This is a genomic window from Candidatus Accumulibacter vicinus (assembly GCF_000584955.1).
Classification (GTDB): Bacteria; Pseudomonadota; Gammaproteobacteria; order Burkholderiales; family Rhodocyclaceae; genus Accumulibacter; species Accumulibacter vicinus.
The window spans coordinates 76,997-89,658 of the sequence record NZ_JDSS02000032.1 but is presented as its reverse complement, the minus strand read 5'-3'; the positions used below and the strand labels follow the sequence as shown (position 1 = coordinate 89,658).

The window sequence follows — 12,662 nt, the reverse complement described above, 5'->3', positions numbered from 1 at the left end:
GCCCTTGCCGGGTCACTTCGGGCGACGCACAATGCGGACAGCGTACTCCCTCCGGCCAGCGCCGTTCGCGCACTTCGTCGTAACACTTGGCATCGTCCAGCAAGTTCTGAAGGTAGAGCATCGGGCCAACATCATCAAGGCATCACAACCGAAAATTCTATCGGAATGGCGGCCTGCCCCCGCGCAAATCTTCAGCCGTCCGAAACACATAAAGAGCCTTTCGGAAATCATCTTAGTCTCCGGCTTCACTCGCATGGCCATGCCCACCTCCTCGGACACCCACGCCCCGCCACACCCGGGATCATGCCAATATACTACACCAACGCAACTTGGAATCAGACGACCTGGAGAGCCTTCAGGATCGGTACGTTTTTACGGTCAAACTCTGTAGCATGACGCACAAGTTCAGCCATATTATCTTCGACGGATTCAATGGCCACTCCTTCTTTCGTGATACGTTGATTCAATATAGCCAGATGCTGCCAGACAAACTGAGCCCACTCCTCCGGGGTTTTCTTGCCTAGACTACGGGCTAACAAGAAGAGTTGCTGGAAGCGGTTGACCGTCAGCCCGCCGCCGGTGACTGGACTGGCGAGGTTGGCTAGATCATTGCTACCCCGACACTTGTTCATCAAATGCAGGTTGAGCTTATCCGTGAAACGTTTGGCCCTGGACACAACTGACTCCTCCTGGGCAAGTGCTATATCACCCTTTCCAATCAGAATCATGACCGCCTGCAGCACTTGCGCAAAGACGATATTTTTATTCTCTACGGCTCGTTCAATCTGTTCCAATGTTCGCGCCTTGTGATCACTCAGCAAATCCAGGATGGGGTTATAGACATTATCGTTGAGCGACGCTTCGCCGCGCGATCCATTTACTTTCAGTTCAACTGCATCTCGGTTAATCAGCAAGATGACGCGCTCCGCCCTGAGAAGTTGACCACGTGTAAAAACATCCAGTTGTCTCGCCCCCCTCACCCAATAGTCGCGACGGAACTGGGTATTGCACATGAAATCCCGCACCGTTTCACGGAACATCGAGTCGGGAATCTCTTTCAGAAAGGCCAACTGGTCGTCAGCAAGGTTCACCGAATCGACATGGTCCAAGTAATGCGCTGAACACACAAAATTCAACTTGGCGGGAGCCAGCCAGTCTGCCATACGAGCAAAAGACATGGGGTGCCAGTCTCGGTTGAAGTATTCATGGGCCAGATAGTTGCGGTTCTGTCCTTTCATTTTCTTGATCCGTTCAGCTACCTGCGGGTTAGCGCGCGCATAGGCTGGATGGGTCGCAAGCATACGATCAGCGAAGTCGAGGGCACTGTCGATGCGACTGACAATGCCTTGACCGCAGCTCCCCAGGACGTCCGCGTGGTCAGTGAGAAGCTCTCGCATCGGCAGCATTGCAGCCCAGCCGGGCTGGGTATTGTAGCTAATATAAAGCACCCCGCCGACCTTTAGCTTGCGGTGGAGGAAATCCACGATAGCGGCACGGTTATCATCAGAAATCCAGCTCCAGATGCCATGCAGGCCGATGTAGTCGAAATCAGGAAGATCTGGGCGGGCACAAAATTCAGCAAATGCCTGGTCAAACAGATGCGCATTGGCACCGGATACTGAGGCGATTTCCTGTGCAAAACCGGCTTGAGCCGGGTTGAAATCCGTGCCATACCATTTCGTCAGCGAGGCTGCAGCGTGAATGCCGACGCTAAGACCCTGACCAAAACCCAGTTCACAGGCCGTACCCACATTGGGGCAGATGACTCCAGCATTAAGAAATGGAAGCCGCAGCCGCAGCGGATTGAGTTCGGTGTAATACCCGTAGGTGTAGCCAATGTCGGCCACGTAGCCGGCAGTCCAGTCAGTCATCATGATTCCTTAGGAAATGGGCAGGGTTTTTTCTTGATATGCGTATGCGGGCGGACCAAGGAAAAACCCCGTCCCTTTTGACAGGAGACGGGGTTTGAGGACTTCTCGTTTGGCGGGTCAAGCGTTGAACTTCCCCCCAAAAGAGATTAGAAGTTGATGAGAGTCTCCGACACCGCAGCTACAGCAACCAGCTTGATAATCAAGTCAGCCGCCGCAGTGAAGTTCCCATCCTTGTTAACATCGATCAGGACGTAGCTGTCAGCGCCGCCAAGGTTGGTGTAGGCCACACCACGGTTACCCGCGACGGTGCTGAACAGGTTGGCAACACTGGTCAAGTCGGTAGTGCCAGCAACGGATCCGGAGACATCAACCACACCACGTTGTGACCCAGTGAAACCGAAGTTGGTCAGATCCAGACGGTCAGAGGTATTGGCCACTGGGGTGGGGTCACCAACCGAGTCGAAATTCGTTACCGCATCAAAGCCGGTATCCGCGGCAATCGTGATCTTGCCATCCTTCGAAGTGTCTGTGATTTGCGAATCAGTCGCTGCCTTGAGGACATAAACATCACGCACAGCACCAGCAGCTCCAGCTTTGGCATCCAGGGTCACAACGTCAGCGCCCTTGCCGGTATAGATGGTGTCACCCGCCTTTCCGGCTTTGTAGGTATCAATACCATCAGAACCGTTGTAGGCAACGCTCTTGGCGTGACCAGTGAAATCGATGGTCACATTGCCGGTCGAACCCGATGCATCCACCTTGGTCACCACACCAATGGTGGTCACACTTGACAGATCTACAGAAGCGTCGCCCTTGATGGTGATGGTTTCCGCTTCAGTAGCCACAAACTTGGCCGTCAGCGTGCTCTTCGAAGCCTTCAGTGCATCAGTGCCGCCATCCAGAGTCGTCGTGGTAGCTTGAACGACCAGGGTTTCGACACCAGCAACCGTCACGGTGTTGGCATCGATATTACCGTCGGCCCCATTATCCTTGTTGCCATCGTTGAGGTTCGCAACCAGGGTGAAGGTTTCCGCATTGCCCTTCACGGTTGTACCAGCATAATCCTTGCCAGTGACCGTGATCGCTTTGCCAACAGCAAAGTCTGCATTTGTTTTCGCCTTGCTGGCGATGGTCAGCGTGAAGGTGTCGGGAGCGTTCTTGAAATCCACTGCACCAGCCAAAGCACCGGCGATCGCTTCATCAATCTGAACCGTGGCAAAACTATTCAGAGAAACATCATAGTTACCTGTTCCCCCGGAAACGTCGAGAGTTTCAATGTTGGAGATGTACTTCGCGGTCGTGGCATCCAGTTTCGAACCATCACTGATGTTGATGATATCGGTTCCATCGCCACCATTAATACCCTTGCTTAAATTGGTCAGTTGGTCAGCAGTTCGAATAATGTCATTGCCCTTGCCTGAGCTGATGGAGCTTCCTGCGACCACAACGGTATTGCTAATGGTATCCGCGCCATCACCCGTCGTAATATCAGAAATGACCGTACTCTGAACATCCACTTTGACGCCACCCGTATTGGCGGAAGAATTAAATGTTTTCAGTGCGCCGGTAAACGCTGCACCAGCTGCACCAGTCAGATCGACGGAACCAGCCCCAGTCACGGTCACCGCTGTTGCCTTTGCCGCTTCGGTGAGCTTCAGAATATTGGTTCCCGTGGCAGCAACGGACAGCGTCGTGATTTTCTCGGCGGCGGTCGAATCCGTAATTTCCACGTTGGCGTTGTTGGCGGTCACGTTCAGCGTGGTGACCTTGGAAGCAGTAGCTACGCCAAGATCTACCACGATTTGCGTTGGAGTGTTGACATCTGGATTACCCGCACCATCCAGACCCAGAGCCAGCGTGGTCGCCGTCGAAGCGTCAAAATCTACGCTCAGCAACTGATTATTCACCGCCAGGTTGGCGACGGACCCGATTTTACTGATGGTACCGGATTTAGTCGTGCTGTTTGCGACGGTCACCGTGGTCACGCCGGTAGCACTGGTCAGGTCAATCCCTTTGGCTTCTGCGAAGCGAAGATTGACATTCTCGATGTTCTTGAGAACAGGGGCCGGGGTAGCGCCGATGATGGTGGCATTCAAAGTGTCGGTGCCAGTACTACCGTCCAGAGCATCGAAGGACTCAAGACTGTTCACCGTATCGCCCTTACTGTTTTGCACGATGAGGGCATTGAAGATGTCATTACCGCTGCCGCCAGTGAAGGCGGGGCCGCTGTTCTCACCAATAGTGAGTGTGAAGGTCTGACCACCGGTACCGGCGCTATCCAGAAGGGTCGTCGCTTGCGTCAAGGGCGTAGCGACACCGGCAACAACCGCTTTAACCGAAAACGCTTCTGGCAATTCCGTGATTATGTCGGCTGCGGCGGTTACGGAGTAGGTCGCGGTCGTGGTACCCGCCTTGATCGTGACATTCGAGGGATTGAAGGAACCTGCCGCAAAGTCGTTCAGGTTGGTATTGTTGGTGCCCTGATTGGCAGCACTTGCATCACCGGGGACTACCGAGAACGCCACCACCGTGTCTGCCGCAACCGGTGCACTTGCCGTGACGGTATAGATCACCTCGGCGTTTTCAAACACGGAAGCTGCATTTGCCGAAATAGTGTAGGACAATGGCACGTCTGTGATGGCCGTCGTGACCGTCGACGCAGCACCGATGACTGCGCCAGTGCCCGTCGGAGCTGACAACGTGACGCTCAGTCCTTCACCGGTTTCCGGACTGAGCGCGTCGGACGTAACAGCTGTCTTCAGCGTCACGCTAGTCACGGTTGAGGTCGCTGGGATGGTTAATACGTTGCCCACCAGGGTAATGCCGGCAGCAATCGAGGCCGCATCGAGCGTCAGGGCGTTGGCGAAGTCTGTACCTGCGGTGGCGCCGCCAGTCTGCGCCAGAGTCACGGTGGTACCGTAGGTGACCCCCGCTACGCGGTTGGCCAAACTGACCACGAAACTGGCATCCGTGCCTTCGGCCGCCGCGGCAGCACCGGTGACGGAAAAAGTCGGTACGGGCGGTAGATTAGGCGGGACCACATAATTCGGAGTGCCGCTTCCCGGAATGGCGGGCGCACCCAAGGCCGCTGCAAATGCTGCGTAAGTCTGGTTTGGAGTGACCGCCGCGTCGCCTGCGGTGGCATTGGCGCCAATGTCATAGGTAAAGGTGGAAGCGCCGGTAATCTGTATCTTGGCACCGTTGGACAAGGTCAGTTCAACGGCGTTTGCCAGGAAGTTGCTGGAGGCGATGGTCAGACCATCGGCCAACTGAACCTTGTTGGCGCCTTCGGTATCGGTGAGGGTGATCACGGCACTGGCCGGGATCAGTGCGGAAATGATGTAGGTGTCATTACCCTGGCCGCCGCGATAATCGACGCCATTAGCGGTCGGAATGATGAAGTCGTCAGCGCTTGTGCCTGCAAAAGTAGCCATAGTGTTTTCTTCCTGTTGAACAAAAAATTAATGAACAATCAACACGGCGCTACAGTACATGAGACTGTACTGTAGCGCCAACAACATTTGGCCTTAAGCCAGGGTCTCCACAACAATGGTTGCCAAAGCCGCATCCGCGATACCCGCCAGAGTCACGCCACCCAGAACGCCTGCGAGCGGGTCGAAATAGATGGTGGTGTTGCCCGGCGGCGGCAGGGCGAAGGGGTTTTCGGCAATCGACACACCAGCAAGCGCCATGAACTGCGCTTCCGTCAATACCGTGCCGGTACCGACGTCGTTGAACACCAGCTTGTCCTGCGTGACATCGAAGCCGGTGATCGTGACTTCTCCGTCGCCCGCTTTCGTTGCCCGTCCGGCCACTATCGAGAAGTCATAGACAAAGGCTTCCGCTACACCCGCCGCAGCCGTGACCGACCCAGTGCCCAGATCGACATTAACGAACAGAGAGGGGGTGAGGCTGGTGTCATTGATACTCACGCTGCTGGTCGCCGTCGTTCCGGTGATCGACATCGTCAGCGTCTCGGCGCCTTCGGTAGTCAAGTCTGCCGTCGGGGTCACGTCCAGAATCGCGGCACCGCCATTGACGGTCACGGTACCAGCCAGAGCCACGGTGGTGTCGGCCACGGTAATGCCCGTCCCAGAGAGAACGTAGTTGAGTACCGTTCCATCTGCAACGTTGGTCGTCGCCAGGTTGAATCTGACCGTCGCTCCTTCATTGACGTTTGGCGCCGAGGACGTCAGCGTATAGGTCGGCGGAGTCGGATTAATGCTGGTGTCATTAATGACCACGCTGCTGGTCGCCGTCGTTCCGGTGATCGACATCGTCAGCGTCTCGGCGCCTTCGGTAGCCAAGTCTGCCGTCGGGGTAACGTCCAGAATCGCGACACCGCCATTGACGGTCACGGTACCAGCCAGAGCCACACTGGTGTCGGCCACGGTAATGCCCGTCCCACCGAGAACGTAGTTGAGTACCGTTCCATCTGCAACGTTGGTCGTGGCCAGGTTGAATCTGACCGTTGCTCCTTCATTGACGTTTGGCACCGAGGACGTCAGCGTATAGGTCGGGACAGGGGGCCCCTCCCACAGCTTGTACTGAGCGTCGTTGAAAATGAAAATGTTGGCGCTCCCAGCCGCGTCTGGAACCCCGTCAGCATTGGCGTCATTGAAGAACGTCGTGGCACTCGTGGCATCGGACAGAATCATCGGCGTACCGGAGTTGTTTTGCGGATCACGGATGTCAAACACCAAATCATCCGTCTGCGTGTAGTTTCCGTCCCGATTCACATCGACAAAGACACGGAAGTTCGTCGTGCCGGACTCACGCTGGATATTGATGACCCGCTCAACGCCTGTAGTCAGCGCCCCTTCGCGGAAGAAATTGGCGACGTTAGTGATACTGTTCACCGTCGCGGGTTCGCTGTACAGAATCGCTTGAATCGAGTCGGCGATGCCATCCCCCCCGGCAACGACCACCCCAGCCGCATTGACTACGTCGTCCTCGGAAGCGCGGATGGCACCGAAATTGAAGCTGCGCAGATCGATCTTATCTGCACCCACCATGGCGACACCATCCCGATCGAGGTTGAAGCCGTGGAACTCATCCGGCAACGCCAAGTTGTTCGACTGGGCGGCAGACGTGTAGACCACCTCGAACTGAGCATCGACTGCATTTACCGATTTGTTGAGATACTGGATATCCTGACCCGACGATTGTGCCACCCGCATCAGGATTGCGGTCTCATCGGCATTTCCCGTGGTGTCGTAAAAGGTGTAGTCGTGATCGGCAAGAATCTCCGCTGCAGTGGTATTCAAAGCCCCATTACCGTTCTGGTCTATCTGCATCTGGCTGTTGGCGGCAGCTCCGCCATCGGTAAAGACCGACGCCGCAGCAGCCAACTTGACGGCACCAGCGTCCGAGGTGTTGAATACCAACAGATCGCCTGCGGTGAAATCCACGATATTGTCCTGGCTATCGTTGAATCCCCCGGCCACCGCAATCACGGTCGCGGAATCGCTTTCATTCTCGAAAACGAATCGATCGTTACCGCCACCACCGGTCAAGATGTCGCCTCCTCCGACTACTGTTGGTGCAACGCCGGAGGTATAGCCCCCGCGACCGACGATCCAGTCGTTTCCACCATTGCCAGCAATCGCATTGATGCTGCCATTGCCATAGAGACGATCGACAGAGGCCGAACCGGCGATGTTCTCGAACCCGGCGAAGTAGATCGCCGTACCCTGAATGTTCGTCGGGCGATCAGCACTCAACACATCCTCGACGGCAACACCTGCAGCGAGATCGACCAAGTTGTAGCTGTCAATATCTGTCGTCAGCGCAGCCACAGAAACGACATCCGAGTTTTGCGAAGAGCCCTTGACCGTCAGTGTTTTCACACCGCTAGCATAGGAAGAGGCGGTGACGTTGATCGTATCGCCATCCACGGTGACCGCTTGCGTCACCGGCGTACCGGCGACCGCCCCTTGAACAGCCAAAGTAACCGAGGCGCTGCGGGCGCTGTAATCGACCAAGTTCGCACCCGCCATAAGATTCATGGTCTGAGGAGCCGCGGTCTCATTGTCAGTCATTACAACCGTTTCAGCGAAATCGCTACCCTGAACTTGGGTCCAGTAAGCATCGCCGGCAGCATTACTCCCGGTACGCTCCATAAAGCGAGCAAAAACGGTACCAGCCGTGCTGTCGCGCACTTCAATACCACGGACCAAATCGGTTGTGACGACGGTGTTGTTGCCATTGGGTTCGGCATATTCATTCAGTGCAGCGAGGGATTCCTTCGAGAACTGAATCGTTGTATCCATCGTCGCTGCCGACAGGTCGATCGCGCTCAGGCTGGTATCGGTAGCAAAGAAACGCTCGACGCCAGTAACAAAGTCCACACGGTCGGCCACGTCGTCGGTAAAACCGAATCCACCACCGGCCGTTGCGTCCACCAAAACGTAGTGCTTGCCAGCGCCCGAGGTATCGACGGAAACAGCGATGTCATCTGCAGCGTTGAAGTAATCGACGGTGTCATTCGTCCCGTCGCCCAGGTTGAATTTGATCAGACCGGCGTTTTGAACATTCAAACCTTCGGCACTGCCTGCTACCGACACCCGGTTCAGCGCCACCTTGGTGTCCACCAACTGAGCATTGAAAGCGGTGCCTGCACCGGCATCACCGACGATGACACGGTCGTCACTGGCGCTACCGGTGACGATCTCCAGCTGGGTGATGCCCGTGATTTCCAGCGTTTCGTTGCCGAAACCATTGCCACTCTTCGAGACACCCCCCGTTTCCAGAGTATTCGCTTCGAGGGAGGCCACGCTGGTGACTGCGTTGCCACCCCCCATTGACTTGTACACCGTTTGTGCCGTGCCAAAGCCAATGGTTGCGCCGGCGATGGCGCTGACATCAAGAACATCGCTGACATCGACGACATCGAGGGGAAGCTTGGTATGGTTTGCTGCAGCGCTCACGTCGATGCGCTCAGCACTGATCAGCGTGTCCTTGGTCACGGTACTCCCCAGGACGCCACCAGTCATGCTGATCTCGTCGGTATTGGCCGCCGATTCAACCTTGACGGTCAGATTGGGTGCGTCTTTGGGAAGCGCCAAGGCGGTACCTGCCGCGACGGTATGGGTGTAAGCAACCAGATCTTCCCCTTCTGCAAAAGTGGTCGTGTTGTCCTGCTGGTTGCCGAGGCTGATCGTGTTGTTGGCGCCGATTTGCGACGCGTCGATATTGACGGTGTCGTTGGCGTTACCGGTGGTCACGTTTTCCTCACCGTATACCTGAGTTACGACGTAGCCACTGTAGTCACCCGTCGCTTTGTCAAACCCGCCAGGAACTATTGTGATGCTGCCAGAGTTGTTGCCATCAATAGTGTAGCTGACCGAGGGAGTGACACGAGTCAAATTGACCGTCAGGCCTTCCGTTCCGGTGATTACATTTGCGCCAACGGCGATTGCGACGTTGTTTGACAGCGTCTCTACATCGAGACTCGAAGCGCGGCTGTTTTCAAGCATGCGAACCGTTTCGATACCATCAAAGGTGGTCGTTCCAATGGTGGCGCCGACTCCATCCTGAGCCAGCAGTACGCCCTTGCCTTGCCCAGTCTCGCCCAACGTACCGTCGAGCGTGGTCTTGAAGCGAGTGCCCGTAGCGAAGGTGCTCTCTTCGGCTTGCAGGACATCGTTGTACTTGAAGATCGACAGATCAGCGTTGGTGGTGTTGCCGCCGCCGCTGACCGAGTCCGTACCCCTGGAGACCAGAATGCGGTCGTCACCGGTACCGGCATTGATGATGTCGTTACCGTTGCCACCGATCAGCAGGTCGTCGCCATTGATCCAAGTGTTTGGCGTATCGGCGTCGAGCGTAGCATTCGTCCCGGCCAATGTCTCACCGGTATCCTTGGCAGTTTGCAGCCGCGAAACGGAGGTCGCACTACGCCCAAGAAACAAGACATCAGAGCCATTCAGGTTGCCGTTACGACCATCGAAACCCAGCAGGTCGATATGAGTATTGGACTGATTGTGGATCGCCGCGTTACCCGCAGCCGAACCCGTTAGTGCGTTGGTGACGGTTACCGATGTGTTCATATACGTTTGCGAACCACCGACGATCGCCTGCGTCACCGAAAAGACGGCGATGTTACCCAAGACGTCTTGAACACCTGCGGTTGTATCGGCTTCATCGAACTCGGCGACTTCCGTGTTATTGGTCGCAACGACACGGCCGGAACCGGAATTCAGGTCGAGTTCGTTGTTGATGACCGCAACCAGTTTGGCCGACACCGCCTCGGAGTTCTCGCCGCTCAACGCGGTGTAGCTGTATTCCTTACCGTTGATGGTCACGGTAACCTTGTCGCCCTCGCTCACGTCGGTAAGCTTGATCAGCATGTTCTGAGCTTGTGCCAGTTGCGAGCCAGAGCTGTCCAGACGCGTCACCAAAGCCGCCGCATTGCTGATTTCTGTGCTCAACTCATTGGCGCCGAGGTTGATTGCGCGGTTATCGTAGGTCTTGATGACGATGATGTCGTTTTCGACCACATTGATCGGTGTTCCGCCTGGGGTAAAGGTGGGTGTTGTCGAAGCAGCGCCACTACCGAGGATTACACCGACGCCATAACCCTCGGCCACCGTGTCGGAGATGTCGCGTCCTGATTTGTCGGTAACCACGAGCGTGTTGCCCACTGCCACCACCGAAACTTGCGCGTCTTGAGTATGGTAAGCGCTATTGACCACGGCGGCCAGCGCAGTCGCAGACTTGGCCGCAGCGAGCGCAGCCGTATCGGGCACCGTGAAGGCAACGCCACCGATCTTCAGGTTGAACAGTGCAACCTGGACATCAACCGAGGTAAGATCAGTCGAGCCAAAGTCGACCGTAAGACGTGAAGAACTGATGTCACCTGCCTGCGGAGCGCGGAAATCCTGAACAAAGGAACCAACCCCAGTAGTGGCATTGGTGTCGTCCCACAGGTTGTCACCATTGGCATCCTTCTGGCGATGAACGGCATCGACACCATCGCCGAATGCGAAGATGAATTTGTCGTCGCCTGCACCCCCCGACAGGTTGTCATCCCCTCCTCGACCTTCGATGCTGTCGTTGCCGGTACTGGCGTACAGGGTGTTGTCTACGCCGCTACCCCGCAGATCGAGGTTGGCGTTGATCGCCAAGTAGTTCTGCTGATTGTTGAAGGTCAGTTCCGGGCTGTTACTACCGGCCGCCTTGTAGTCGATCCTTCCCAGACCGGTAGCAATCACACTTTCGATACCGGTCACAGTACCGGCCACACCAACCACCACTTGGGGCGCTGTGTAGTTGGTAGCGTCTTGCGAGGTCGCGTTGGAGCCGCCGTAGTTCTTGAAGTTGGCAGCACCATCGTTGCCGAGATCGAAACGCACGACCTTGTCGGTAGTCACCTGGTTGAGAGCATCCTGCTGCGCCGTCGATTCGCCAGCGGTGGTTGCCCCCTGTAAACGCCCCATCGAGAAATCGGTCAGATATGCGGTATCGCCGGTGACCTTCCTCTTGTCAGCGCTAGTCGTGCCGGTGTCGCTCCCACCAGCAATCGTGCCGCTATTCATTTCAAAAACGATGCTGTCGTTGCCGGAACCGCCAGACAGATCATCCCGACCATCGGTGACTACCCCGTTGGCGACGTTCAGGTTCAGGCCACCGCTAGCGTCCAGCAAATTGGGGTTGTTACGGTTGGTCATCAGGTACTTGAGATTGCCACCGAACAGGATGTCATTGCCCGCCCCACCGTCGATGACGTCATTGTCGTAGCCACCGACAATGACATTGGCTGCGTCGCTACCCGTGATGTTCAACTGCGCGGACGAACCGATCCCATAGTTCTCGGTTCCGGTCGTTGGTGCGGTGGAACGTAAGTCGACGGCACGCCCGCCAAGCTTCACCTCTACATCGTTGAGATGACCGTACAAATTGCCGGAGGCATCAACACTCTCGATATCCCGAAGGGTAGCTCCTACAGTACCCGAGCTAACGACAACCGAACCAACCGCACCAACAACACCCGACCCGCTCCCTTGGAGGACAATGGTAGTTGGCTCATTGTCGTCAGAGGCTTCGATTAGGAGCCAGTCGTTATTCTGTGAATTAACGCCGCTGAAGGCAACAGCCAAGCCGGCGGCAGAATCATCCGTAGTCGTACCACCATCATAAGTCGTGCCGTTGCCGTCGGTTGGGTCTAGCGCGGAAAGCTCACCGAAGAAGAAGTCGGTATTACGACCGCCGGACAGGTAATCCGCACCACCACCGGGGCGTGTAGGTGCTACCCCTCCCCCGGCGAGAAAGTCGTTACCAATCCCACCGAAGATCGCGTCAGCACCCAAACCACCTAGAACGATGTTGCCGTCGGTATTAACACCGTCTCCGCCGTAGCCGGTGCCGTCATAGCGAATGTCACCTAGGAAGTTATGGGTTTTGTCAAACTCGTTCAGTGGATTGCGAGCATAGGCATCGACGATTTCAAAGTTGGCCGCTTTTCCGGTAATTGCGTTTTCGACACCGTCATTGGCGATGACACCATTGCCGTTCAGGTCGAGACCCTTGATCTGGTTGGCCGGATTAGTGAAGTCAATGCGCACATCCTGGTCACCAGTCAGGCGCATGACATCCGCGCCTGCCGCGGTTTCTGGAGTGAGCACGAAGGTCCTGCCGTCAAGGAGGGGCAGTCTCGCAATGACGGTGCTGGCCGGATTCTGGCTGTAGGCAACAGATACAGACACCAGATCTTCCCAGGCCGAGGCGAAAGAGCCAAAGAGGGGGTCGTCGGTCAGCTTAGCAAAATTGCTCAGAATCTGGCTGATAACC

At 56.2% G+C, this 12,662-nt stretch carries 4 protein-coding genes; all 4 read right to left on the bottom strand.

Annotated elements, in window-relative coordinates; genetic code table 11:
- A partial coding sequence (locus CAPSK01_RS23275) for a transposase (protein WP_273703804.1) occupies positions 1 to 121 on the bottom strand: 121 nt, incomplete at its 3' end.
- A 214-nt stretch (positions 122 to 335) separates the two neighbouring features.
- On the bottom strand, positions 336 to 1,871 hold the full coding sequence (locus tag CAPSK01_RS15355; RefSeq protein ID WP_034928538.1) for a class I SAM-dependent methyltransferase: 1,536 nt from the start codon (positions 1,869 to 1,871) through the stop codon (positions 336 to 338).
- A gap of 146 nt (positions 1,872 to 2,017) precedes the next feature.
- Entirely contained in the window at positions 2,018 to 5,305 is a 3,288-nt protein-coding gene (locus CAPSK01_RS15350; RefSeq protein WP_034928536.1) for a hypothetical protein, read from the bottom strand.
- 93 nt (positions 5,306 to 5,398) lie between these two features.
- A complete protein-coding gene (locus tag CAPSK01_RS15345) occupies positions 5,399 to 12,577 on the bottom strand; it encodes a hypothetical protein (RefSeq protein ID WP_273703795.1) in 7,179 nt (2,392 codons plus the stop codon).
- Between the last annotated feature and the right edge of the window lie 85 nt (positions 12,578 to 12,662).